Genomic DNA, 26,581 nt, shown 5'->3' on the forward strand with positions numbered 1-26,581 from the left:
CAGGTTATATATCATATAATTAATTTATTTATTTAATTAATAGTAAACATAATAATTATAGACAAAATAGCTAAAAAACATAAAAAATAACTATGCTCAAGAGAGTATAGCGATTTAGCCATCTCTGTTCCTCTTGAGCAGCCTAGAATAGCAAAATTCTCAATAATTAGGACTTAATTGAGCCCGCTGACATTATGAACTTAGAAGCTACCTCAAAAGACATATCTAAATACGTTACGTCTTTTTCAGGAACCACTAATAAAAAACCACTTGTGGGGTTTGGTGTTGTGGGAACAAAAATATTAATCATTTTCTCCCCTACTTTATCAGTAACTTCACCTGAATTAACACTGGTTGCAAAGCCAAGAGAATAAATACCCTTCCTTGGATACTCAATTAAAACCATTTTTTTCTTATTATTAGTGTCATCTGATGCAAAACTTTTGGTTAACTGAGTTAAGCCATTAAAAATTGTTTTTAAGACAGGGATTCTATTAAACAACTTGGTATTTAAGTTTATAAAATATCTACCAACGAATGTAACTGATAACATTCCAATAAATGTTATAATGCAGAATGTTATTAATATTTCTAAACCAGGAATATCAAAAGGAAGAAAATTATTAGGATTTAAATACTTTGGTAATAAATTTGAAAATGCCCTTTCTACAAATATTGAAAAATAAATTGTAATGCCTATTGGTATTAAAACGACAATTCCAGCTAAAAAATAATTTCTAATTTTAGCTAAAAATGATATTTTTTTTATCTCAGTATCTTTTGACATTATTTTATATGCTATGACCGGCTGAATAAACTATAAATGTCAAAATTAGCACTAAAATTACTATTAAAACTTTATTATTTAGATTCATAATTAAATAATATAATATAATACAGTTAATGAAAAGAAGAGAATTTATTACTTATTTAGGGTGCGGATGTTGCTCCGTATTGCTACCTTCATGTACGTCTGCACCTATTACAAATAGAAAACAATTAAAAATTATTCCTGAAGCAACAATAAATGCAAATGCAATAAAAGCTTATAATCAATTTAAAAAGAAAGCTAAAATGAGCAAAGATATAAAAACGCTTAATATGATTAAAAGAATTGGTGAAAAAATGGAGAAAGCAATTGCTTTTTATTTTAATAGTAAAAATCTAAAAGATCCAACAAAGAATTTTAAATGGGAGTATATATTAGTAGATGATGACAAAACATTAAATGCCTGGTGCATGCCTGGAGGAAAAATTGCTGTTTATACGGGAATATTAAAAGTAACTAAAAATGAAGATGGCTTGGCAAATGTTATGGGTCACGAGATTGCACATGCTGTTGCTAAGCATTCTGTTGAAAGAGCAAGCGCAGCAATGGCTTTAAATTTGGGTACCGCAGTAATAGATATATTTACTGGTGGTGCAATAAGCAGAACAAGAAATACTGTTGGCCAAAATACTGGTGTAGACATTTTGCAAGTTGGTGTTTTTAATCCTTTTACAAGAAGTCAAGAAAGTGAAGCTGATTACCTTGGTTTAGCATTTGCATCTCTTACGGGATATAATCTTTATGAGGGTGCAGAGCTTTGGAAGCGTATGAAAAAAGAAATGGGCTCTGAAGTTCCTCAGTTTTTAAGTACACACCCTTCTCCAACGAATAGAATTAGACAAATAAGAAATTGGATACCACAAATAAGAAGTCAGTTTCCAAAAATTAAAAATATCTAATTTTTTTTTATTTTTTTAAAGGTCTCATTCAAACAATTAGAACAATAAACTCTTTTTTTTGATCTATAATCGTTAATTGAAACTTTCACAGAAGATTTACACTTAAAACAATTTAAAAAATAAAACATGCTTTTACGTGGTGAGCCCTGCAAGATTCGAACTTGCGACCCATTCCTTAAAAGGGAATTGCTCTACCAACTGAGCTAAGGGCCCACATGTTATGAAAACATTAACTTCATGTATTAAAAAAACCTATATATTTCAAGCATTTTTAATAACTTAATTTTTCAATTTGTTGATTGTAAAAATCTTCAAAATTACCATTTTCTATGGAAATTCTAATTTTTTTCATAAGATCTTGATAGAAAGCAATATTATGCCAAGTAATCAGCGTAGATGCCAAAATTTCATTACAATTTATCAAGTGATTCAAATAATTTCGTGAATATAGTTTTGATGCTGGGCAATCAACATTGATATCCAGGGGAGCGTCATCTTTGGTATATTTTGCATTTCTTAAATTTAATTTTCCTTCCCATGTAAAAGCTAAACCGGTTCTTCCAGTCCGTGAAGGTAGAACACAGTCGAACATATCAATTCCTCTTTTAACAGCACCTAATAAGTCGCTTGGAGTTCCAGTTCCCATGACATATCTGGGTTTATATTTATCCATTAGTGGAGATATTTCCTCAACTGTTTCGAACATTTCTATTTGAGACTCCCCTACTGCAAGTCCACCAAGGGCATAACCGTCAAAACCTATGTCGATTAATCTATTTAGACTTTCTCTTCTAAGATCATTAAATATTCCACCTTGAACAATACCAAAAAGCATTTTTTCATCATTATTTCCAAATTCAATCTTAGACCTTTTTGCCCACCTCATAGACAAATCCATTGAGTTTTTAATTATACTTTTATCTTTCGAATACTCAGGACATTCATCAAAAACCATAACGATGTCAGAATTTAATTTTTTTTGAATATCTATACTTGTTTCTGGAGACAAAAATATTTTTTTACCATCAATGTGAGAGTTAAATGTTACTCCATCTTCACTTATTTTTGTATTTTTTGATAGTGACATAACTTGAAAACCACCTGAATCAGTAAGAATAGGTTTTTCAAAATTCATAAAACCATGCAAACCTCCAAATCTTTCAATCCGGTCAGTACCTGGTCTAAGATAAAGATGATAAGTGTTGCATAGTATAATTTGTGACCCTGTTTGATTAACCTGATCAACAGTTAAAGCTTTAACAGTTGCGGCTGTACCAACAGGCATAAAGGCTGGAGTATCTATTGAGCCTCTTCTGGTTTCAATCCTACCAAGTCTTGCACCGCTGTCTTCATTTAATAATGAAAACGTCGCTGGCATTTAATTTTCAATTGTTATTTTTTCAATAATATCTGGATTATCAACAGAACCAGAGCCAGGTGCACCTTTTTTGATTTGATCAACAAATTCCATACCCGAAGTTACTTTGCCAAAAACAGTATACTGTCTATCCAAGTGTGGATGTGTATCAAAACAAATAAAAAATTGACTATTTGCGCTATCTGGATTTTGTGATCTTGCCATAGACAGAATCCCGCGTTCATGTGGAACATCATTAAACTCTGCCTTTAAATCGGGCAAATCAGATCCACCTGTACCTACCATGGCAGGATTAAAATTATCTTTTGTATTACCGTGTTGTACATCACCAGTTTGAGCCATAAAACCATCTATAACTCGATGAAATGCAACACCATCATACTTACCCTTTTTGCTTAATTCTAAAATTCTCTCTACGTGATTTGGTGCTATATCTTTGAATAATTCAATTTTTACTTCTCCGTATTTAAGCTTTAACGTTATTTTTGGATTTTCCACTGACTCTCCTTTTGTTGTGAATAATAATAAAAAAAAAACTAATAAAATTTTTTTATTTAAATTCATTATTTATATTTCTTTTTTAAATATATTAATGCTGGTCTCGGAGCAAATTTAGCAACATTGCCATTTAGTGAGGCAATTTCCTTAACCATTCTTGATGAAATAGCTTGATTTTCTATATCTGCTGTTAAAAATATAGTTTGGATGTTTTTATCTAGCTTGTTATTCATGCCTGACAATTGAAATTCATATTCAAAATCTGCAACGACTCTTAATCCCCTGATTATAATAGATGCGTTAATTTTTTTACAATAATTTACTGTTAGCATATTAAAACTAGTAACTTTAATTTTATTTTTTATATTTTTAGGGAGTGCATTAATAGTTTTCTTAACTATATCAATTCGTTCTTTTAAATTAAAAAGACATTTTTTTTCATTATTAGTAGCTATAGCAACATGCAACTCATCGACAATTTTTGTAGCTCTTTTAATAATATCTAGATGACCAAAAGTTATTGGATCAAATGTTCCGGGGTAAAGTGCAATTTTTTTACTCATTATTATCAGCTAATCTTACTGCAGTTACAACTTTTTCATCCGAAGATGTTTTGAATATTCTTACCCCTTGAGTATTTCTACCCGCTACTCTTATTTCATTTACTTTAACTCTTATCATTTGACCTTTGCTGGTTACTAACATGATATCATCATCAGACTTAATTGGAAAAGAAGCAGCAACATTTCCATTTCTTTCAGTTGTTGAAATATTTATAATACCCTGTCCGCCACGGCCTGTTTCTCTAAACTCGTATGCTGATGACCTTTTGCCATAGCCGTTTTCAGTTATTGTTAAGATAAACTCTTCTTTAGATTTCATTTCATCCTTATCAGAAGAGATAATGTTTGGATTTAAAATAGATAAAGAAATTACACGATCATTGTTTTTCAAGTTCATTCCTTTTACTCCTTTTGAACTTCTACCTTTGAATAATCTAATTTTTTTACTATTAACTCTTAAGCTTTTACCAAGATAAGAATTAATCATTACATCTTCATTTGCTTTAAGTAATTTTACGGAAACTATTTCATCGTCCTTGTCTAGCTTCATAGCAATTTTTCCATTAGATTGAATATTCTTAAAATCTTCTAAATTATTTTTTCTTATTTTTCCTAATTTTGTAATAAAAACTATATTTAGATCAGACCATTCATTTTCATTTTCTGGCAAAGGCATAATAGATGACACATAACTTTGATTATCTATAGGTAGCAAGTTATGCAAAGACTTACCCTTTGATTGATTTGAACCTTCTGGAATCTTCCAAGTTTTTAATTTGTAAACAATCCCTTTATTTGAAAAAAATAATACAGGTGTCAAAGTATTCACTGAGAATAATTGTGTTACGAAATCTTCTTCTCTCGTAATTATACCAATTTTTCCTCTCCCACCTCTTTTTTGAGCTTTGATATTAGTTACTGGCGTTCTTTTAATGTAACCTTTGTTTGTAACGGTAACAATTACCTGTTCTTTTTGAATAACATCCTCAACTTCTACTGAAGTAATTTGATCAATGATTTTTGTTTTTCTTGGTGTTGAAAATTTATTTTTTATACCAATTAATTCGTTTTTTATAAGATTAATTAACTCAGTTTTGTTATTTAGTATTTTTTTAAGTTTTATTATTAATTCATAAAGTTCTGATAATTCATCATTGATTTCATCATAACCAATTGCTGTTAATTTTTGCAATCTTAAGTCCAATATAGCTTTTACTTGAAAATCTGATAATTGGTAATGATCTAAATCACTTAATTCATTAATATTTAATATATTTTTGTCTAATTTTGATTTTTTAAAATTCCAAGTTTTTTTTAACAATGAAACCTTAGCATCATTAGGCGTTTTAGACTTTCTTATAATAGATATTATTTCATCTATATTTTCTATAGCAATAAATAAACCTATTAAAATATGAGATCTGTCTTTTGCTTTTTTTAAATCAAATAAAGTTCTTTTGATAATTGTTTTTTCTCTAAAGCTAACAAAAATTTCAATGAATTGTTTTAAATTTAATAGTTCTGGTTTTTTTTCATTTATTGCTAAAGTATTAAACCCAAAAGAACTTTCTAATGGAGAAAATTTATACAGCTGATTTATTATAATTTCTTGATTAATTCCTTTTCTCAACTCAATTACAATTCTCACACCCTCTTTATTTGACTCGTCTCGAAGATCTGCAATACCTTCTAATTTTTTATCTCTAATTAAAAGAGCTATTTTTTCAATAAGAACGGTTTTGTTAACTTGATAAGGAACAGATTTAATAATTATTAGTTTTCTATCTCGTGATCCTTCTTCAATTTCTATTTCACCTCTTATTTTAATTGAACCTCTGCCTTTCTCATATCCATTTTTTATTTCATTTTTTCCTAAGATAATGCCGCCGGTTGGAAAATCAGGACCTGGAATTTTTTTCATAATTTCAGATACAGAGATTTTATTATTATCTAAGTATGCTAAAGTTCCATCTATTACTTCTCCAAGGTTATGAGGTGGTATATTTGTTGCCATTCCAACTGCAATACCACCGGCACCATTTACTAATAAATTTGGAAATTGAGCTGGAAGAACAACAGGTTCAGTTTCGGTGTCATCATAATTATTTTGAAAATTAACAGTATTCTTATCAATGTCAGAAATTAGAAATTCGGATATTTTCGCTAATTTAGTTTCAGTGTATCTCATAGCAGCTGCTCTATCACCATCTAAAGATCCGAAATTACCTTGACCTTCTAGCAATTTTGTATTCATTGAAAAATCTTGTGCTAAGCGAACAAGCGCATCATAAACAGCTTGGTCTCCATGAGGATGGTATTTACCTATTACATCCCCAACTACTCTGGCTGATTTTCTAAACTGTTTGGACCAATCATAACCACCTTTATACATAGCGTATATTATTCTTCTATGTACGGGTTTTAGTCCGTCACGAGCATCCGGTAATGCTCTAGAAACAATTACACTCATAGCATAAGACAAATATGAGGACTTCATTTCATCACTGATATTTCTATTGCCTAGATTTTTTGATGACATTTATTATTTTGATCTAAAAAGGAACTTCATCATCTAAATCACCTGATGAAACATTGTTGTCAGATGGCAAAGAACTTGAGTCTTGATTCATGCTGCCATCATCAATTTTATTACTACCAGTTGAACCACCAAGCATTGTGAGAGTAGAGTTATATCCTTGAAGTATAACTTGGGTACTGTACTTTTCTTGCCCATTATTATCTGTATATTTAGTAGTTTGGATTTGACCTTCTATGTAAACTTGGGCACCTTTTTTAAGATATTGTTGCACCACATTAACCAAACCTTCATTAAATATTACTACTCGATGCCACTCGGTTTTTTCTTTTCTTTCGCCGGTATTCTTGTCTTTCCATGTTTCTGAAGTAGCTAAACTAAGTCTAGCTACATTTTTCCCATTCGACATTTGCTTTATTTCCGGATCGTTACCTAACCTGCCAATTAGTAACACTTTATTTAAACTGCCAGCCATAATTATATGTTTTTTAGTGATTTAAATTGATCTATTTTTAACATATATCAGTGCAAGATATAAGTAATTATTAAATAAACCATCAACAGGCATGCTTAAAAACATAATAGTTAAAGGGGCTAAAGAACATAATTTAAAAAATCTCTCAGTTGAAATACCGAGGGAGAAATTAGTCATTATTACAGGCTTATCCGGCTCAGGAAAATCATCGCTAGCATTTGATACAATATATGCCGAAGGACAAAGAAGATATGTGGAAAGTTTATCTGCATACGCAAGACAGTTTTTAGATAAAATGAAAAAACCTAATGTTGAATTAATTGAAGGTTTATCGCCGGCAATTTCAATAGAGCAAAAAACAACTTCAAAAAATCCAAGGTCTATAGTTGCAACGGTTACTGAAATTTATGATTATATGAGGGTTTTATATGCAAGGGTTGGTATCCCTTACTCACCATTTACTGGAAAAGAAATAAAATCTCAAACAGTTTCTGAAATTGTAGATAAAATTTTGGATTTTCCAAAACCATCAAGAGTTATAATTCTTTCTCCAATAGTCAGAGGAAGAAAAGGTGAATATAAAAAAGAATTACAAGCTTTAAAAAAACAGGGTTATGAGAAAGTTAGAATAGACGATAAAATTTATGATTTAGACGATGTACCAACTTTAAATAAAAAAATTAAACATAATATTGATGTTCAAATTGATAAATTTACAAATAAAAAAGACGAAATCAAAAGAATCTCCGAAAGTATTGAATCTGGTTTAAAGCTTTCTGATGGCCTCATTTATGCTGAATATAAAAATGAAAACTTACCTAAGGAACATCAAAAAGTTGAAAAAATTACTTTTTCATCAAAATTTGCGTGCCCTGAAAGTGGTTTTACGATTGAAGAAATTGAACCAAGATTATTTTCATTCAATTCACCATTTGGTGCATGTACTGAATGTGATGGTCTTGGAATGGATTTGTTTGTAGACCCTAAATTAGTAGTACCAAATGATAAAATTACCTTGGCGGATGGTTGCATTAAACCTTGGTCATCAAGTTCTTCTTTATATTATGCTCAAACATTATCATCATTAGCCAAACATTATAAATTTTCTTTAAGTGATCCCTGGAAGAAAATCCCGAAAAAAATTCAAGAAATTATTTTATATGGTTCTGATGATGAGGAAATCAAATTTTCATATGATGATGGTTATGGAAAATATTCTAGTACAAAAACATTTGAAGGAGTTATTACAAATTTAGAGAGAAAATATTTAGAAACTGAAAGTGACTGGAAAAGAGAAGAAATATCTCAATACCAAAGCGAAAAAGAATGCTCTTCTTGTAATGGCTTTAGATTAAAAGAAGAGGCGCTTTGTATAAAAATTAATAAAAAAAATATCAGTGAAGTTACAAAATTATCAATAAAAGAGGCTAATCAATGGTTTTTAGATTTACCTAATATTTTAACAGATAAAGAAAATGAAATAGCCAAACATGTTTTAAAAGAAATAAATGAACGATTAAAATTTTTAGTTAATGTAGGCTTAGATTATTTAAATTTATCACGAGCATCTGGTACTTTATCTGGTGGAGAGTCTCAAAGAATAAGGCTTGCTTCACAAATTGGCTCAGGTTTACAAGGCGTTCTCTATGTTTTAGATGAACCATCAATAGGTTTACATCAAAAAGATAACTCTAAATTGTTAGAAGCTCTAAAAAGATTACGAGATCTTGGAAATTCTGTAATAGTAGTAGAGCATGATGAAGAAGCGATGTTAACCTCGGATCATATAATAGATATAGGTCCCGAAGCAGGTATTAATGGAGGAACTGTAGTTGCACAGGGAAATATTAATGAAATAAAAAAGAATACAAAAAGTATCACAGGTGATTATCTTTCTGGACGGAAATATATATCAATTCCTAAGAGTAGACGAACTGCAAAAAATGGAAGATTTCTTCAAATTACTGGTTGCACAGGAAACAATCTACAAAACGTTAACTTGCATATACCATTAGGTACTTTTACATGTGTAACAGGCGTTTCTGGAAGTGGAAAATCAACGGCAGTGCTTCATACACTGTATAGAGCTTTAAATTTAATGATTAACAAATCTTACTCAAGACAGATGCCACAACCATTTAAAAGTATTAAAGGATTTGAGTATTTAGATAAAATTATAGATATAGATCAATCTCCTATAGGAAGAACACCAAGGTCAAATCCAGCTACATATTCAGGTGCTTTTACACCAATTAGAGATTGGTTTGCTGGTTTGCCAGAAGCCAAAAGCAGAGGATACAAGCCTGGGCGATTTTCCTTCAATGTAAAAGGTGGAAGATGCGAAGCATGTGAGGGTGATGGAGTTATAACTTATGAAATGCACTTTCTACCAGATGTTTTTGTGCAATGTGATGTTTGTAAAGGAAAAAGATATAATCGTGAAACATTAAGTGTAACATTCAAAAATAAAAGCATTGCTGATGTGCTAGACATGAGTGTAGACGAAGGCGTCAGTTTTTTTGAAAATATACCTGTCATTAAAGATAAACTACTCACATTACAAAAAGTAGGCCTTGGTTATATGAAAATAGGTCAACAAGCGACTACTCTTTCTGGTGGTGAGGCACAAAGGATAAAGCTTGCTAAAGAATTGTCCAAAAGGTCAACAGGTAGAACTATTTATATCTTAGATGAGCCAACAACAGGACTACACGCTCATGACATAAAAAAATTGTTAGAAGTTCTCCAAGCTTTTGTGCAAAAAGGTAATACAGTTTTAGTTATCGAACATAATATGGATGTTATAAAAACTGCAGATTGGTTAATAGATATGGGTCCAGAAGGTGGAGATAATGGTGGTCAAATATTATTTCAAGGAAAACCTGAAGATTTAGTTAAAATTAAAAATAGTTATACGGGTGAATATTTAGAAAAAATTATATCAATAAATAAGTCTAAATTAAAAAAGTCTGCCTAAGGTGTTTTGTCTATAACTTCATTCCAATCTCTTTTAACATTAAAAATTAATATTAGAGGTGCAGCAATGAAAATTGATGAATAAGTACCGACAAGAACACCCCAAATTAAAGCAAAAGAAAAACCTCTCAATATTTCACCACCGAAAAAATAAATAGCAATTAAGGCCAATAAAGTAGTGATTGAAGTTTTTAAAGTCCTTGGCAAAGTTTCGTTAACAGAAATGTTTATTAAATCTAAGAGATCACTCTTATCATCTTTTTTTAAATTTTCTCTTATACGATCATAAATTACAACCGTATCATTCATGGAATAACCAACTATTGTTAGAATAGCTGCTATTATAGAAAGATTAAATTCAAAACCAATTATGCTGAACGCGCCTAGAGTTAACATGACATCATGTAACAAAGCTAAAATTGATCCTAAACTAAACTGCCACTCAAATCTAAGCCAAATATAAAAAAGCATTAAAATTAATGCAGTTATGACAGCATATATACCGCTTTTGGTTAACTCTTTACTAATTTTTGGCCCTACCATTTCAACTCTTCTAAAATTGATAGTTTCCGTCAAACTTTTTTCTAACTGTGTTTTTACATTTGGTATAAAGTCACTTTTTCCACTTTTCTTTTCAAAAATTGCTAGATAAGTCTGATTGTTCCCAAATTCTTTGACTTTTACATCGCCTAATTCTTGTTGAATAAGGGCATCTCTAATATTTGTAGCTGAATATTTTTTATCAAATTGCATTTCAATAACTGTCCCACCTTTAAAATCAATTCCAAGGTTCAAACCTTTTGAAAAAAAGGAGATAAAAGAAATAACTATAAGCAAAAAAGATAATAAGTAAAATTGCTTATAAAATTTTAAAAAAGAGATGTTACTATTATAAATATTAAACATTATATTTTAATCATCTCCCCTTTTTTTGACTTAACATATGAAGCCACAAACAATCTACCCAGGATAAATGTTGTAAATAAAGAAGTAATTATCCCAACTGCTAAAGTAACAGCAAAACCTTTAACTGGACCGCTACCTATAAAATATAATACGATTGCAGCGATTAAAGTTGTGATATTTGCATCTAAAAGAGTAGTTAAAACCCTTTTGTAACCGTTGTCAAATGCAATCATAATATTTTTTTCAATTAATAATTCTTCTTTAATTCTCTCATAAATTAAAACATTCGCATCAACAGCCATTCCAACTGTCAAAATAATTCCTGCTATACCGGGCAATGTTAATGTGGCTTCAATTAATGTTAATGTTCCTAAAAGTAGAATTAAATTTACTAAAAGTGATATATTGGCAAAAATACCCAATATTCTATAGTTAATTAAAATATAAATTATTACTAAAACAAATCCTATTATTAGTGACATGATACCTTTGTCTATACTTTCTTGACCAAGGTCTGGACCTACAGTTCTTTCTTCAATGATAGACATTGGTGCAGGTAATGCGCCTGACCTTAGTACAATTGCTAAATTATTAGCCTCCTCTACACTAAAACCACCTGATATTTGACCGCTACCAGCTGTTATTGCATCTCTAATTGTAGGTGCGCTAACCACTTGATTGTCAATTACAATTGCCAATCTTCTACCTATGTTATTTTTAGTTGCATAAGCAAATTTTTTTGCGCCAAAATTATCTAATTTAAAATTTACAACAGAGCTATTGTTTATATTGTCAAAACCTGGTTGAGCATCAGTTAAATGTTCACCAGAGAGCACCAATGTTTTCTCAACATTAAATTTTTCTAACTTACTTTTAGAATCCAAAACATCAAAGCTATTACTATTGGCATCATTGTTTGCTAAAAATTTGAAACTTAATTTAGCTGTAGTTCCAATAATTTCCTTAATCCTTTTTGGATTTTTTATTCCCGGTAATTCGATTAAGATTCTCTCTTCACCTTGTGCAATAATTGTTGGCTCTCTGGTTCCCAGTTCATCAATTCTGGATCTAATAATTTCTAAAGACTGTTCCATTGCATTTTTTTTAATCCTTTGAAGATAAGCTGTACTAAAATTTATATTTACAATATTGTCATTAATAACAAATTGCAGCTCTTTATTTGTTTCGTCTACTCTGGAATTAATATCTTTATCATTTAATAATTTTTCAATTTTATTTTTGTTTTCAAGATTTATTTGAAAAGAAATTGTTTGCGAATTATTAATTTTAAAGTTTGTATAATTTATTCTTTCTGATCTAATTTTTTTTCTAATATCAAATGCTTTTGTGTCAATTTTTTCTTGAAATAGCGGCTTAGAATCTACTTCTAGTAACAAATAAGATCCTCCTTGAAGATCCAAACCTAATACAACTTTTTTTTCTGGAAATATTTTTGAAGGTGTATTTAAAAAATTTGGTATAAAAAAAAATAAGCCTATTAAAATTGTTAACGAAATAAAAAAAATTTTTAATCGAGAAAAATGTAACACACTTAATTAGTCTTTTGGCTCAGTCTTACTCAAAACTTGAGTGATGGTAGATTTTATTACCTGAACATTTACATTATCAGCTATTTCAATTTCTGCTTTTTCGTTATCAATGACTCGAATAATTTTACCAACAATACCTCCAGATGTAACAACATTATCACCTCGAGTTAGTGCTTCGACCATTGCTTTATGTTCTTTTATTCTCTTTTGCTGAGGTCTTATTAATAAGAAATAAAAAATAACGAATATTAGTATTAGAGGTATAAATTGACCTAATGTTTTTCCATCCATGGCGAAGTGTTTAAACTAATGAATAAATAATTCAACCTATAATTATTGTCTTTCCAAGTAACTCTTTATTTTTTTTGCTATTCCAATGTCTTCAATTTGACTGTTTGAAATATTCATTACAAAATAATCAGTGAGAGCTTTGTCACTAAATTCTAACAATCTCTCAAATTCATCCAAATCAGTAGGCAATAAACTTGAATGGTTGTTTTTAAAAAAGCCGCCAAGAACCAAATCCATTTCTTTGGTTCCCCTGTGTGATGATCTAAACATTAATTTTTTTACAAAGTCTGTATTGCTCACAATTAAAATAAATATAAAAATAAATAATATATTCAATGAAAAATAGCTTATTTGACCCTGTGCTAAAGATTAAAGGCATAGGTCCAAAAATACAGAAGAAATTGGAAGAAAAAAATATTTTTAACAAAGTTGATCTTTTACTCAACCTTCCTACTGGTACAATAGATAGAAGATTTTGTCCAAAACTAGATCAATTAGAAATAGGAAAAATATCAACTATATTTGTAACACCAATTAAATATAATTTTCCAAGAATAAAAAATTTACCCAGTAGAGTTTCGTGTGTCGATGAATTTAGTAAAATTGATTTGGTATTTTTTAATTCAAGAGAGAATTACATTAAACAAACTCTACCTTTGAATGAAGAAGTCGTAGTAAGTGGAAAAGTAACATTTTATAAAAATAAATACCAAATTACTAATCCAGATTATATACGCTCAACTGATAAAGGCGCTGATATAAAAAAAATTATGTCAAAATACCCTTCCATATCAGGTGTATCCGATAAAACTTTGCAAAAAATTTACAGTGAGGAAGCTGACAATTTATCTAGAATCGATGAATGGCATGACTTAAATTTTTTAAATAAAATGAAATGGTTATCTTGGTCAGAAAGTTTAAAAAGAATTCATAATCCTGTCTACAACGAAGATGTTAATAAAAATTCTCCTTATTATGAACGTTTAGCTTTTGATGAAATATACAGCAATCTTTTGATATTTAATGAAATAAAAAAAAGGTTAGAAAAAATTAAAAAAATACCAAAAAAAATTTCAATAGATCAAATAAATAAAATAAAAAAATTATTACCATTTCAATTAACAGACGATCAAAACAAATGTTTAGATAAAATTATTGAAGATATGAAATCTAATAAAAAAATGATGCGTGTTCTACAAGGTGATGTTGGGTCTGGAAAAACTGTACTTGCGTTAATATCGTCATATTTAAATTATTTATCAAATTATCAATCAGCTATCATGGTCCCTACTGAAATTTTAGCTATACAACATTACAAATTTTTTCAAAAAATATTTAAAAATCAAGATATCAAAATTGAATTATTGTCAGGGAAAACAAAAACTAAAGATCAAAAAAAAGTAAGAGAAAAATTAAAAAAAAATGAAATAGATATTATCATTGGAACCCACTCTTTATTTCAAGAAAAAATAGAGTTTTTTAATTTGGGTTTGGTGGTTATTGATGAGCAACATAAATTTGGTGTCAAACAAAGAATAAATTTATCTCAAAAAGGATCTGATAATACAGATGTTATTTTAATGACTGCCACACCAATTCCAAGAACATTAATTTTAACAAATTACGGGGATATGAATATTTCAACAATAAAGAATAAACCCTTTTCAAATAATAATATTGAAACACTTACCAAGCCACTTAATAAACTTGATGAGATTATTGATTTTGTAAATAAAAAAATTAACGAAGGTGATCAGGTTTATTGGGTTTGTCCATTAATAGAAGAAAGCGAAAAATTAAAACTGACTGCAGCAATCAAAAGATATGACTTTTTAAAAAATAAGATTTCCTATGATATTGGATTAATACACGGTTCACTTTCAAAAAATGAAAAAGATTTAATTATGGAAAACTTTATAGATGGAAATATTAAATGTATTATTTCTACTACAGTTATTGAAGTTGGAATAGATAATCCAAATGCAAATACTATTGTAATAGAAAATGCAGAAAGGTTCGGTTTAGCTCAATTACACCAATTAAGAGGAAGAGTTGGTAGATCTGGATCAAAAGCTTATTGTTTATTAGTTTATTCATCATCTATCTCAGAGACTGGGAAGAAGAGATTGAAAGTAATGAAAGATTCATGTGATGGTTTCTTTATATCAGAGGAGGATTTAAAACTAAGAGGCTTTGGTGATATAATTGGTTATAAACAAAGTGGAGAAAAAGATTTTACTATAGCTGATCCATTATATCACTCTCATTTATTTGACCTGGCTAAGGATGAAATAGAAAAATTAGATGAAGAGTCTTATGCTAAATTTAAAATTTTGCTGAAAATCTTTAAAAAAGACAAGGTTTTAAATATTATTGATACTGGTTAAGCTATTTTTTTATATCCAATGGCAGTTTCAAATTCATTTAATCTTTTATAAATCGATCTTAACTCTGTAATTGTTGTCCAATTCTGGGTAAACAATGAAAAGCTGCTATGAACTCTCGAAAAAGCATTTGATACTTGAATTACAAAACCAAGTGTAATTGCACCTGTAAATAAACCTGGAGCCATAACAAGATAAGGTACTATCACCATAAATTGATCATAAATATTAATCCATATATCGAAGTAGCCGTAATGTAAAAATAAACGATGATAATTAAATTTAATTCCAGTAAATAATTGAAATACAGTATCGGGTTTGGCATAATTATCTCTGTCGTCTTCACCGTATACTAATTCTTTTCTAAACTTTGCTTCAACTTTTTGATTATTATATTCTAAACCAGGTAATTTTATTCCAACAAACCAACTGATTAATAAACTTCCTAAACTTGTAGCAAAAGCAATCCATACTAAAGATCCTGGAATATTTTTTAAAAAATCAATTTCAACTTTTTCAGACAAGCCCCATAAGATAGGTGTAAATGCAATTAAAGTCATAATAGCTCTAACAATTTGCAATCCAAGACTTTCTACAATTTTAGCAAATCTCATAGTATCCTCTTGTATTCTTTGAGCAGATCCTTCAACCTTTGCTCTTCCAGAGGTCCAATAAGGAATGTAGTCAAAAGTCATCGCCTCCCTCCATCTAAACGCGTAAAGTCTTGTGAAATATGCTGTAAAGGTTGCCAGAATTACATATGGCATTGCTAAATAAACAAATTCAAAAATTTTATCCCAGAATACAGAAATATCGTTTTCTGTAGGTTTTTGTAAAATATCGTAAAAACCTTTGTACCATTCATTAATTTTAACTGTAATTGTAACTTGAATTAACAGAGAAAGTATTAAAAATAATCCCCCACCCCAAGACCAAAGAAGCCATTTTTTATTTAAAAAGAAACTTCTTAACATTATTACGATAGAAAATTATCTGCGTAAGATTTAATAATTATTTTATTTTTTTTTGGTTCAATAACTTCAAAATTAATATTATTTTTTTTTGCGTAGACTATTGCTTCCTCTTTACTTGAAAAAAATAATTTCACTTGAGATTGTGTATCATTAGATGATACCCAATTCATGAGATGGTCATTTTCAGTTTTACTTTTATTAAACTCTAATAACCATTTATTCGACTTGCCTTTTCCAGATTGCATTGCAGACTTTGAAGGAATATAAATTTTTGCTTTTTTCATATTTTTATTTAATGGTCGGGGCAGCAAGATTTGAACTTGCGACCCTCTGGTCCCAAACCAGATGCGCTACCAGGCTGCGCTATGCCCCGATTAAGACTGTTATATACATATTTTATTTATCTTTTAAAGAATTAAGAATTTCATTTTTAATTTCTAAATGATATTAAATATGGCGTGATTACAAAAATTTCTTCTTTTTTTAGGTGGTATTTTAAGCATGAAACATCAGCGGGTGTGACACTTCTTGTCATGACTATAATTGCGTTGTTAGTGAGTAATTCACCTTTAAGCGATAGCTATTTCAAAGCGTTAAAAACCTATTATGCTCTAGGTTATGGTGATTTTGTTCTTAAAATGTCAGTACACCATTGGATTAATGATGCTTTAATGGCAATTTTCTTTCTATTAGTTGGTTTAGAGATCAAAAGAGAATTTGTAGAAGGTGAATTGTCCAGGCCAGCTCAGGCTGCACTACCAATATTAGGTGCAGTTGGTGGAATGTTAGTTCCTGCTTTAATTTATATAGCTTTTAACTACCAGGATCCTTACACAATTAAAGGATGGGCAATTCCATCTGCTACAGATATCGCGTTTTCAATTGGTGTTCTTTCGTTATTAGGTTCTAGGGTTCCGCTATCATTAAAGGTATTTTTGGTAGCTTTGGCAATCATCGATGATATGGGTGCAGTAATAATTATTGCCCTTTTTTACACAACCGAATTAAATATTACTTTTCTTGGTTTAATGTTTTCTTGTTTTGCAATTCTTATGATTATGAACAAAACAAATGTAAAATATTTGTCAGTTTATCTTTTTGTAGGATTATTCATGTGGTTCTTTACCTATAAATCTGGTGTGCACGCTACAATTGCTGGTGTTTTGTTGGCCATAGCAATACCACATAAATCAGATAAATCTCATCACAGCTCAATGTTAAAGCATTTAGAGCATACTTTAGCTCCATATGTTTCTTTTCTGATCATGCCAATTTTTGCTTTTGCAAATGCTGGTGTAAACTTTGATGGAATGTCAATAAACCAATTATTTGAACCTGTACCTTTGGGAATCCTTCTTGGATTATTTGTGGGAAAGCAATTGGGTGTATTTGCATTTTCTTATGGTGCAATAAAATTAGGTTATGCTGAAAAACCTCAAGGGGCAAGTTGGATTAGTTTTTATGCTGTTGGAGTTCTAACGGGTATTGGTTTTACAATGAGTTTATTTGTTGGAAATCTTGCATTTCCAAATTCAGATGTAATTGATGGCGTGAAGATTGGTGTTTTACTAGGTTCATTATTCTCTACATTACTTGGGTATGCAATGTTGATGTCTTGTACGAAGATCAAAAATGCGGCTATTTAATTATTTAATTATATTTCTTATATTTAATATTGTATCCTATTCATCCATGAAAACAGCCTATGATTTCAGTTTCAACAGTATTGATGGTGGTAAACTAAACCTTTCAGACTACAAAGGTAAGACGCTTGTTATTACAAATGTTGCGAGCAGGTGTGGGTTTACAAATCAATATGAGGGTCTTCAATCGATATGGGACGAGTATAAAGAAAAAAATGTAGTAGTTATTGGCGTGTCATCAAATGATTTTAATCAAGAGCTAAACTCAAAAGAAGAAGTAAAAAAATTCTGTGAAGTAAATTTTGGTATTAATTTTCCAATGACAGATATAACAAAAGTCAAAGGTAAAGATGCACATCCTTTCTATCAGTGGGTAAATCAAACGCATGGAAGTAAACCAAAGTGGAATTTTTACAAAATTTTAATCAATAAAGATGGTCAAGTTGAAGATACATTTAGCTCATTTACAAAACCTGATAGTAAAAAATTTAGAGGTGCTATTGAAAAAATTTTGTAATTTTATTTCTGAAATAAATTGTCTAAATCAATAAAACTAACCAAAGATCCTATTTGGTATCTACTTAGAAGAGTAACAATACCTGCAAGTACCGGATCATTATTTCAAACTTTTTATAATCTAGTCGACACATGGTTTGCTGGCAAAATATCTGCTGAAGCAATTGGTGCTATAGCTAAATCATTTCCTATCTATTTTGTCATTGTTGCTGTTGGAGTAGGTATAAGCGCAGCTACAAATGCTTGTATAGGAAATCTTCTGGGTGAAAAAAAAGCAAAAAAAGCCTCGCTATTAATTGCACAGTCTGTTGTTTTTGCTGTTACTATTTCAACAATTGTGACCTTGGTAGGTCTGAATTCTTCAAATTTTTTATTATCAATTTTAGGATCTAATGAGCAAAGTATAAGACTAACTAGAGAGTATTTGGATATTATCTTTTATGGAACTTGTATTGTTTTGATTCAAACTTCTCTTAATGGCACTTTGAATGCTCAAGGTGATACAAGAAGCTACAGGAATGTATTAATTTTTAGTTTCTTTCTTAATATATTTTTAAATCCATTATTTATTTGGGGATACGGTATCGTTCCAGCTTTTGGTATCTCAGGTTTAGCAATAGCAACTGTAATTTCCCAATTAATTGGAGCGCTATATTTGTTATACAAAGTCAACTCTTGTAAATTAAAAAAATATTTAAAAATTAAGTGTTTTATTCCTAAGATTGGTCTTATTAAAGAGTTATTTGAACAATCGTTGCCAATTATGTTTAGCATGTTGTTAATTGGGGTTGGTATTTTTAACGTATTGTATTTTATTGGACAATTTGGAGAACTTGCAGCTGCTGGTTATGGTGCAGCTTTAAGAATTGAACAAGTATTTTTACTACCTGTTATCGGATTAAATACAGCAGTTTTATCAATTGGAGGTCAAAACTTTGGAGCTAAAAATTTTGATCGTATTCGAGAATTATATAAAAAAGCTTTACTTTTTGGATCATTTTTTATGATCTGTGCTGGTTTGATTATTTTTTTTAATGCAGAATATTTAGTTTCATTGTTTACCGACAATGCAGAGGTGATAAAACATGGTGTTGTTTACTTACAGATAGCTGCTCTAATTGGACCAATATACCCAGTATTTTTTATCACTACTGCGGTTTTTCAAGCATTGAAGAAACCAATATACAGTCTGTATCTAAGTATTTTGAGATTAACCGCATTTCCTTTTTTGTGTCTATGGTATGTGATTATTATTAGAGGTGGAGATTATGAAGATATTTTTTATACGATAATGGTAACTAATTGGATAATGGGTTTTGCTGTGTTGGTTTTCATTGGTCACTTTTTAAATAATGTCTTTAAACAAAATAAGAAACTTTTTATTTCCTAGTCTTTTTTTAATCTTCTCTCAAATTTTCTGACAAAGTAAGAGACAATTAATATTAAAATTAAATATTCTAAAATTAAAAAAGTATAAATTTCTAGAGGTCTATAAGTAGTTACAACAAGCTCATTAGCTTTTCTGGTTAAATCTCCAATACCAATAATTGAAACCAATGATGACATCTTCAATACATAGACAAACTGATTACCTATTGCGGGCAAAATATTCTTTATAGCCTGTGGTAGGATGACCAATCTTAAAATTCTGTAAAAATTTAAACCAAGTGAACTGCCAGCTTCCCACTGTGATTTTTTTATAGAATTAATTCCTGCTCTAAAAATTTCAGCTTGAAATGCACTCTCGCTAATTGATAAAGCAATAATTCCTGAAACAAAGGGACTAAAGCTTATTCCAGTCATAATTGGCAGCCCATAATATATCCATAGAATTAGAACCAGGAGAGGAATAGCCCTTACAATTTCAACATAACCAATGTTCATATAAGTTAAAATTTTGTTTTTTGACAAAGATGGCAAAGCAACAATTAATCCTATAAAAATTGAAATGATTATTGAAACTACAGAAATAAATATGGTTGTAGATAAACCGCTTAATAGAAACTTAAGGTTAGTTAATCCTTCTATATTATTTGGAGATAGAATTAACCAATTCAATTCATTGCTACCACAAGATGTTAAAGGAAAAGCTAAAAGTAAAAAAAATAATTTTTTCACTCTAAAAGTTATAATGTATTAATAATTAATTACTAATTGATTATAAGCTTTTCAAATTATACTTGGCTAATAACTTCTTGAAGAAACCAGATGATTTTTTCTTCGCTATCCAATCATTCACATAGTTTCTCCATTTATCATCACCCTTGGCTACCATCATTGCAAGAAAAGCTGGATTTTTCTCTCCATCAGGAACTATTGCTAATTGTGGGTACTTGATAACCAGCTTATTTGCTTCTGTCGAACTAGTTATATTTCCATCTGCTCTACCAGCTAACACTTCTTGAAAATCTCTTGCTGGAGCTTCAACAGAATTTAATTTAGATTTTGGAAAAAATTCTTTTGCCTTTTCTTCTTGAGAAGTTCCTAAAGTTGTAGCTATCGTTACACTTTTATTATTTAGAGAATCCCAAGTTGAAAATTTGCTTAAATTTTTCTTTAAAACTAAAGGAACGGTACCATATTTATAATAAGTATTTGTAAAACCCGCAACTTTAGCTCTTTTAGGGGTTTTGGTTACACTTGTTGAAATATCATATCTGTTTGATGTAATGCCTGAAACAATTGTTTTCCATTCAGCTGGAACAAATTTAACTTTAACACCCATATCTTTAGCCAGTTCATTCATCACATCAATGTCAAAACCCTTATATGTATTAGTAGAAGGGTCTTTAACGCTCATAGGGTCCCAATCACCTGTGGTTCCAACTCTTAATTCACCAGAAGAAAGAATTTTGTTTAAACTAGATTCTGCGTGTGCAGACAAAGATATAATTACAAAAAGTAATGCAGATAAAATTTTTTTCATGAGTCCTTATATCAATTAAAGTAGAAGTTTTTATTAATATTTCTTCAATAATATGAACCATCTTGACGCACAAATGTTCTTAAAAGTTTTATTTGATGTGGCGGTCCCTAGGGGAATCGAACCCCTCTTTCATGGATGAAAACCATGTGTCCTAACCGATAGACGAAGGGACCTGAACGGATGTTTTTATTTATTATTGATCTATAATCAATAAAAAAATTTAATTAATTAGTTGAATATCATCAATTATAAGCTCAATTTTTGATCTTCCATTCCATTCATTGAGCTTAATTTTTCCAGCAACATTAAAAGTTTTTTTATAATTCATTAAATAATTGCCAATATCTTTGTTTTTAGAATTAAAAGATATTCCATCAATATAAAAATTTCCCTTTTGAAGTACAACTTTGACATGATTATTGTTAGTTTCAATAACTTTACTAACTTTAAAATCTTCAAACCCAAATGTTGGTTCTCTGTTTCCTGAACCATAAGGCTCGAGATAATTTAATTTTTCAATTAATTCATTATTAATTGCTGTACTCTCAAGATAGCTGTCAATTTGTACAATATTGTTCTCTTTACTTTCTTTAGATTTAAGAAAAGATTTTATTAGCTCCTCTTTAAAACTTATTAACTTATCTTCTTTTAAGTTAAAACCACCAGCCATTGGGTGGCCTCCACCTTTGATAATTAGATCTAATTGTTTACATTTTGTTATTGCTAACCCAACATCAAAACCAACTATAGATCTTGCTGAACCTTTGCAGTCATCACCTTTTTGAGAAATGATAAAGCACGGTTTATTAAAGTGATCTTTTAATCTACTTGCAACAATCCCAATTAAACCTTCATGCCAATCATTTTTATTTAAAAAAATAATTGGTTCATCGTTACGTTTTTCAGCCAATTCTATTGCCTCATCAACTATTTTTCTTTCAATATCTTTTCGTTTCAAATTTAAACTCTCAAGTTCACTAGAGATTAAATATGCAGTTTCAGCATTTTTTGTGGTTAAAAGATTATATCCAAGTTCAGATTTACCTATCCTTCCACCAGCATTTATTTTAGGTCCAAGCACATAGCCAACCTCATAAGTAGATAACCTTTTTTTTATTTTTGAATAATCAACTAATGTTTTTAATCCAAGATTATTTCTTTGTGATGCAACCTTTAAGCCTTGAAAGACAAATGCCCTATTTAAATCTATCAAAGGCACAACATCACAAACGGTTCCCATCATTACCAAATCAAGTAAATCTAATAGATTGGGTTCTGCAAATCCTGTTTCAGAAAAAAAATTATTTTCTCTCAAATATTTATTTAAACCTACAAGAAATACAAAGAGTACACCAGCTGCACATAAATAATAATGATCTCCGTTTTCATCTATACGATTAGGATTAATAACTGCATTTGCACTTGGTAGGATTTCTTGGGATTTGTGATGATCGATCACAACAACGTCAACATTTTTAGACATTGCAAAGTCAATTGCATCAAAAGAAGTCGTTCCACAATCAAGCGCAATAATTAAATTAACATCTTTTTTAATAATATTTTCAAAAGTTTCAACGGATGGCCCATAACCATCAATTTGTCTATCAGGAATAAATACGAAGTGATCAATGCTTAAATGACCTAAGTATTTTGACATGATGCCACTAGAGGTTGCTCCATCAACATCATAATCTCCAAATATACATATCTTAGATTTTTTTCTTAAATGTTTAGCAACAACATTAAGACCCTTATCCATATCTTTAAAGCGCAGAGGATTGGGTAAAAAGTTTTTAATTTTTGGGTCTAAAAAATTTTTTATATTCTCACTGTTAATGTTGCGTATTGCTAATAACTTTGATGTTAAAAAATCTAAATTATATTCTTTAGATATGTGTTCTGCTGAATTTTTATCAAATGTTTTAATAACCCACTCTTTACCTTGGACAGAGTGATTTTTCATATGTCGTATGTCTTCTTAACCTTTTGAAAAAATTTTTGAGAATAATGAAGAGCAAATGTTTCTGAGTGAAACTTATTTTCTTCAACTTGAATACCGGATACTAATTCGCCATCGGTTACTCCGGTTGAGCAAAAAATTACATCACCTTTAACCATATCATTTAAATTATATTTTTTATTAAAATCAGTAATACCTAATTTATTTGCTCTTGCTATTTCATCATCATCTTCAATAATTAATCTCGATTGAAATTGTCCACCTAAACATTTGATAGCCGAAGCAGCCAATACACCTTCAGGAGCACCCCCTATTCCAACATACATATCAACTTCTGAACTATCTAAAGCTGAAAATATTGATCCAGCAACGTCACCATCAGAAATTAATTTAAGTTTTGATCCTAATGATTTCGCTCCATCCATAAAATGCTGATGACGATCTCTATCAAGCATGCAGATGCAAACATCTTTAACATTTTTATTTTTTGCTTTAGCTATGTTTTCTATATTTTTTTTAATATCTTCATCGATATCAACGACACCATCTGGTAAATTGGGACCCACAGAAATTTTATCCATATATGTATCGGGCGCCTGTAATAATTGCCCCTTTTCTGATATTGAAATTACAGAGATAGCATTTGGTTGATTGTTGGCAGCAAGCTTTGTTCCATCTAGTGGATCAACTGCTATATCAATTTTTGGCTCTTTTGATTTTCCTAAAATTTCACCAATATATAACATTGGAGCTTCGTCCATTTCACCTTCACCAATGACCACTTTGCCTTGGATACTCATGCTATTTAATTCATTACGCATAGCATCCACCGCAGCTTGATCGGCTGCATTTTTATCACCCTTGCCTTTTAATAAAGAAGATTTGTAAGCAGCTTTTGCAGCTACATCAATAATTTGATCAAGTAATTTTGGATCTAGCATTATAATTTTTTAAAATCTCTCACCCTTATCATAACTATTTTTTTAAATAGTTTCTTTTGCTTTGATAATGATTTTAAAACTTTTTGAATATTTAATTCTTTCGAGCTGTGAGTAATTAACATTACATTAGCTGTTCCCTTGGTTGAAGGCTCTTGTATTAAATTAGAAACACTTATTTTGTTCTTCGCTAAACTTGATGTAATTTTTGACAAAACACCAGGTACATCCTTTGTCAGAAAACGTATGTAATATTTTGAATGGTGATTATCAAAATTAAATAGTTTTATTTTTTTCTTAGATGATGGGGATAGACCAAAAGAAAATTCATCACCACCAAGCATTATTGAAGTAATATCAGAAATTACTGCTGATGATGTTGGTCCTTTTCCTGCGCCAGGACCTTCATATATTGTTCTACCAATTGGATTCCCATCTACTACTACTGCATTTGTAACGTCGTCTATATTCGCCACATCCAAGTTAAATGGTATCAAACAAGGATGAACACGTTGTTTGATCTGATTATTAACTTTTTCAGCAATAGCAAGTAATTTAATTTTATAGCCAAGTTCTTTTGCAAATTTAATATCATCAATTTCAATATTCCTAATTCCCTCAACTAAAAAACCTTTATTTAAGATTTTGGTTCCAAAACCAATCGAACTCAGAATGGATATTTTATCTGCAGCGTCGTGGCCATCAACATCCGCAGTTGGTTTGCTTTCTGCATAACCTAATCTTTGAGCATCTTTTAAAACATTTGGAAAATTTTCATTTCTTTTTTCCATCTCTGTTAAAATGTAATTTGTTGTTCCGTTTAAAATTCCATAAATATGATGAAGTTTATTGGCAATTAAGCCTTGTTTGATAGAGCGAATAATTGGTATTCCTCCACCAACCGCTGCTTCAAATAACAAATTAACACCGTGTTTTTCTGAAAGAATAGACAGTGCATCACCGTGCTTGGCAATCAAAGCTTTGTTAGCGGTAACAACATGTTTGTTTTGTTTAATAGCTTCGAATACAACTTTTTTAGCCATGCCATCTGAGCCACCAATTAACTCAACGATAATATCAATGTTAGAATTTTTAATGATTTTAAATGGATCTTTTTCTAAAACACCTTTTGCAAAACTCACGCCTCTTTTTTTACCAATGTTCCTTGCGGATGCTTTGGTAACATTTAGTTTAAAACCTGTTTTTTTTTGAATATCTGAAGCGTTTTTTTTGATGTTTTTATAAACTTCCAATCCAATATTACCAAGTCCAATAATTCCAATATTAAAAGTTTTCATTAATTTAATCCCAATGTTTCCACAAAACCAAATCTTATATTAAAGTTTTGTATTGCTTGCCCTGCGGCACCTTTTAACAAATTATCAATGCTGCAAGAGATAATAAATGAATTTTTGATGTTGCTTTTGTGAATAGCAATTAGAGTTTTGTTTGTATCTGTTACCTTGTCAGTATTGATCATTTGAGATTTTAAAACTTCTACAAAAGGCTCATTTTTATACTGCTCATCCATTGCACTAAAAAGCTCGTCTAAAGAGTTTTGAGATTTAACATAAATTGTTGAAAGCATTCCTCTAAATGTTGGTATCAAATGTGGTGTAAAAGAAACTTCAATTTTATCATTAGAAAATTGCGATAAATAAAAATCAATTTCTGGCATATGTCTGTGCTGGCCGACGCCATAAATTGCAATATTTTCATCTAAGTTTGGATATTGATCATTGTTATAAATTTTTTTACCCGCTCCAGAATAACCAGATTTACTATCAATGATAATACTATGATTTTCGATTAAGTTTTTTGAAACCAGTGGATATAACGGTATTAAAACAGACGTTGGGTAGCAACCAGGGCATGCTATTAAATTAGATGATTTAATTTTATCTCTATAAATTTCAGATAGACCATAAACAGATTTTTTTTGCAATTCAGGACTTTCGTGTTTTATTTTATACCATTTTTCATATGTAGTAATATCAGGTAATCTAAAGTCTGCAGATAAATCAATGATTACGACATCACTTGATATTTCTTTTGCAAGTTTGTGCAATTCAGCATGTGGTAATGCTGGAAAAAAAACATCACACTCATTAATTAAATTAATATCTAGTTTTTTTAACTTGGGTAAATTTTTTATAGTTTTTGGTAAACTTTTATAAATATCTTCGTTGATACTTTCTTTCACAAATAGATATTTAATATTAACATTCGGGTGATTTGAAATTTTTTTTATAATTTCTAATCCCACAAACCCCGTGGCACCAGCAATTGCAATATTTAGCTTATCACTCATTATATTTAAATTTAGTTGTGTTTGAATT

24 protein-coding genes and 3 tRNA genes are annotated in these 26,581 nt (G+C 29.9%); 6 read left to right on the forward strand and 21 right to left on the reverse strand.

Annotation, left to right across the window (positions count from 1 at the left end; all coding sequences use genetic code 11):
• Window positions 1-166: 166 nt before the first annotated feature.
• Window positions 167-787 (reverse strand): DUF502 domain-containing protein, encoded by a 621-nt coding sequence (locus ACTTAT_RS05935; protein WP_440680116.1) that lies wholly within the window; start codon window positions 785-787, stop codon window positions 167-169.
• Window positions 788-903: 116 nt separating this feature from the next.
• On the opposite strand from ACTTAT_RS05935, the gene ACTTAT_RS05940 reads away from it, so the two are divergent.
• Entirely contained in the window at window positions 904-1,728 is an 825-nt protein-coding gene (locus ACTTAT_RS05940) for a M48 family metallopeptidase (protein WP_440680117.1), read from the forward strand.
• Between the two features lie 137 nt (window positions 1,729-1,865).
• Here the strand turns inward: ACTTAT_RS05940 and ACTTAT_RS05945 are convergent.
• The 6 genes from ACTTAT_RS05945 to ssb form a co-directional block, all read right to left on the reverse strand.
• Window positions 1,866-1,941 (reverse strand) — tRNA-Lys (locus tag ACTTAT_RS05945).
• A gap of 58 nt (window positions 1,942-1,999) precedes the next feature.
• Window positions 2,000-3,106 (reverse strand): tRNA guanosine(34) transglycosylase Tgt, encoded by a 1,107-nt coding sequence (tgt, locus tag ACTTAT_RS05950; protein ID WP_440680118.1) that lies wholly within the window; start codon window positions 3,104-3,106, stop codon window positions 2,000-2,002.
• A complete protein-coding gene (locus ACTTAT_RS05955) occupies window positions 3,107-3,670 on the reverse strand; it encodes a peptidylprolyl isomerase (RefSeq protein ID WP_440680119.1) in 564 nt (187 codons plus the stop codon).
• Complete coding sequence (coaD, locus tag ACTTAT_RS05960) at window positions 3,670-4,167, reverse strand: pantetheine-phosphate adenylyltransferase (protein WP_440680120.1); 498 nt, start codon at window positions 4,165-4,167, stop codon at window positions 3,670-3,672. The genes ACTTAT_RS05955 and coaD overlap by 1 nt, the downstream gene beginning before the upstream one ends.
• Complete coding sequence (gyrA, locus tag ACTTAT_RS05965; RefSeq protein WP_440680121.1) at window positions 4,160-6,706, reverse strand: DNA gyrase subunit A; 2,547 nt, start codon at window positions 6,704-6,706, stop codon at window positions 4,160-4,162. The genes coaD and gyrA overlap by 8 nt, the downstream gene beginning before the upstream one ends.
• A 13-nt stretch (window positions 6,707-6,719) precedes the next feature.
• Entirely contained in the window at window positions 6,720-7,178 is a 459-nt protein-coding gene (gene ssb / locus ACTTAT_RS05970) for a single-stranded DNA-binding protein (protein ID WP_009360216.1), read from the reverse strand.
• Between the two features lie 91 nt (window positions 7,179-7,269).
• Between ssb and uvrA the strand changes: the two genes are divergently transcribed.
• Complete coding sequence (uvrA, locus tag ACTTAT_RS05975) at window positions 7,270-10,155, forward strand: excinuclease ABC subunit UvrA (RefSeq protein ID WP_440680122.1); 2,886 nt, start codon at window positions 7,270-7,272, stop codon at window positions 10,153-10,155.
• On the opposite strand, the gene secF is transcribed toward uvrA, so the two are convergent.
• The 4 genes from secF to ACTTAT_RS05995 are packed head-to-tail and all read right to left on the reverse strand — an operon-like array spanning window position 10,152 to window position 13,171.
• Entirely contained in the window at window positions 10,152-11,060 is a 909-nt protein-coding gene (gene secF, locus ACTTAT_RS05980) for a protein translocase subunit SecF (protein WP_440680123.1), read from the reverse strand. The two genes, uvrA and secF, sit on opposite strands and share 4 nt — an antisense overlap.
• On the reverse strand, window positions 11,060-12,610 hold the full coding sequence (gene secD / locus ACTTAT_RS05985) for a protein translocase subunit SecD (RefSeq protein WP_440680125.1): 1,551 nt from the start codon (window positions 12,608-12,610) through the stop codon (window positions 11,060-11,062). Before secD ends, secF begins: the two co-directional genes overlap by 1 nt.
• A 6-nt stretch (window positions 12,611-12,616) precedes the next feature.
• On the reverse strand, window positions 12,617-12,901 hold the full coding sequence (yajC, locus tag ACTTAT_RS05990; protein ID WP_009360212.1) for a preprotein translocase subunit YajC: 285 nt from the start codon (window positions 12,899-12,901) through the stop codon (window positions 12,617-12,619).
• Between the two features lie 42 nt (window positions 12,902-12,943).
• Window positions 12,944-13,171 carry a succinate dehydrogenase assembly factor 2 gene (locus ACTTAT_RS05995; RefSeq protein WP_440680126.1) on the reverse strand — a complete coding sequence of 76 codons (228 nt, stop codon included), beginning with the start codon at window positions 13,169-13,171 and terminating at the stop codon, window positions 12,944-12,946.
• A gap of 65 nt (window positions 13,172-13,236) precedes the next feature.
• On the opposite strand from ACTTAT_RS05995, the gene ACTTAT_RS06000 reads away from it, so the two are divergent.
• Window positions 13,237-15,288 carry an ATP-dependent DNA helicase RecG gene (locus tag ACTTAT_RS06000; RefSeq protein WP_440680127.1) on the forward strand — a complete coding sequence of 684 codons (2,052 nt, stop codon included), beginning with the start codon at window positions 13,237-13,239 and terminating at the stop codon, window positions 15,286-15,288.
• On the opposite strand, the gene ACTTAT_RS06005 is transcribed toward ACTTAT_RS06000, so the two are convergent.
• From ACTTAT_RS06005 to ACTTAT_RS06015, 3 genes are all read right to left on the reverse strand, one after another.
• Window positions 15,285-16,259, reverse strand: coding sequence for a putative transporter (locus ACTTAT_RS06005; protein ID WP_440680128.1), 975 nt, complete (start codon window positions 16,257-16,259; stop codon window positions 15,285-15,287). The genes ACTTAT_RS06000 and ACTTAT_RS06005 overlap by 4 nt on opposite strands.
• Before the next feature lie 2 nt (window positions 16,260-16,261).
• The gene (locus tag ACTTAT_RS06010) at window positions 16,262-16,543 is read right to left on the reverse strand and encodes an ETC complex I subunit (protein ID WP_440680129.1); all 282 of its coding nucleotides are present in this window, start codon (window positions 16,541-16,543) and stop codon (window positions 16,262-16,264) included.
• A 12-nt stretch (window positions 16,544-16,555) separates the two neighbouring features.
• A tRNA-Pro gene (locus tag ACTTAT_RS06015) sits at window positions 16,556-16,632 on the reverse strand.
• An 85-nt stretch (window positions 16,633-16,717) separates the two neighbouring features.
• Between ACTTAT_RS06015 and nhaA the strand changes: the two genes are divergently transcribed.
• Genes nhaA through ACTTAT_RS06030 form a run of 3 tightly spaced genes read left to right on the forward strand, consistent with a single transcriptional unit; the run spans window position 16,718 to window position 19,808 of the window.
• Window positions 16,718-17,905, forward strand: coding sequence for a Na+/H+ antiporter NhaA (nhaA, locus tag ACTTAT_RS06020; RefSeq protein ID WP_440680130.1), 1,188 nt, complete (start codon window positions 16,718-16,720; stop codon window positions 17,903-17,905).
• A 46-nt stretch (window positions 17,906-17,951) separates the two neighbouring features.
• Complete coding sequence (locus tag ACTTAT_RS06025) at window positions 17,952-18,419, forward strand: glutathione peroxidase (protein ID WP_440680131.1); 468 nt, start codon at window positions 17,952-17,954, stop codon at window positions 18,417-18,419.
• An 18-nt stretch (window positions 18,420-18,437) separates the two neighbouring features.
• Window positions 18,438-19,808: an MATE family efflux transporter gene (locus ACTTAT_RS06030; RefSeq protein WP_440680132.1), complete on the forward strand. Its 1,371-nt coding sequence runs from the start codon at window positions 18,438-18,440 to the stop codon at window positions 19,806-19,808.
• Here the strand turns inward: ACTTAT_RS06030 and ACTTAT_RS06035 are convergent.
• From ACTTAT_RS06035 to argC, 7 genes are all read right to left on the reverse strand, one after another.
• Window positions 19,805-20,536, reverse strand: coding sequence for an amino acid ABC transporter permease (locus tag ACTTAT_RS06035; RefSeq protein ID WP_440680133.1), 732 nt, complete (start codon window positions 20,534-20,536; stop codon window positions 19,805-19,807). The genes ACTTAT_RS06030 and ACTTAT_RS06035 overlap by 4 nt on opposite strands.
• A gap of 40 nt (window positions 20,537-20,576) precedes the next feature.
• On the reverse strand, window positions 20,577-21,344 hold the full coding sequence (locus tag ACTTAT_RS06040) for a transporter substrate-binding domain-containing protein (protein WP_440680135.1): 768 nt from the start codon (window positions 21,342-21,344) through the stop codon (window positions 20,577-20,579).
• Between the two features lie 98 nt (window positions 21,345-21,442).
• A tRNA-Glu gene (locus ACTTAT_RS06045) sits at window positions 21,443-21,517 on the reverse strand.
• A 47-nt stretch (window positions 21,518-21,564) separates the two neighbouring features.
• Window positions 21,565-23,307: a single-stranded-DNA-specific exonuclease RecJ gene (recJ, locus tag ACTTAT_RS06050; RefSeq protein WP_440680136.1), complete on the reverse strand. Its 1,743-nt coding sequence runs from the start codon at window positions 23,305-23,307 to the stop codon at window positions 21,565-21,567.
• The gene (gene glpX / locus ACTTAT_RS06055) at window positions 23,304-24,245 is read right to left on the reverse strand and encodes a class II fructose-bisphosphatase (protein WP_440680137.1); all 942 of its coding nucleotides are present in this window, start codon (window positions 24,243-24,245) and stop codon (window positions 23,304-23,306) included. The genes recJ and glpX overlap by 4 nt, the downstream gene beginning before the upstream one ends.
• Entirely contained in the window at window positions 24,245-25,540 is a 1,296-nt protein-coding gene (locus tag ACTTAT_RS06060) for a homoserine dehydrogenase (RefSeq protein ID WP_440680139.1), read from the reverse strand. Before ACTTAT_RS06060 ends, glpX begins: the two co-directional genes overlap by 1 nt.
• Window positions 25,540-26,553, reverse strand: coding sequence for an N-acetyl-gamma-glutamyl-phosphate reductase (gene argC, locus ACTTAT_RS06065; RefSeq protein ID WP_440680140.1), 1,014 nt, complete (start codon window positions 26,551-26,553; stop codon window positions 25,540-25,542). The genes ACTTAT_RS06060 and argC overlap by 1 nt, the downstream gene beginning before the upstream one ends.
• Window positions 26,554-26,581 lie beyond the last annotated feature (28 nt).

Source organism: Candidatus Pelagibacter sp. HIMB1517 (assembly GCF_052047895.1).
Classification (GTDB): domain Bacteria; phylum Pseudomonadota; class Alphaproteobacteria; order Pelagibacterales; family Pelagibacteraceae; genus HIMB114.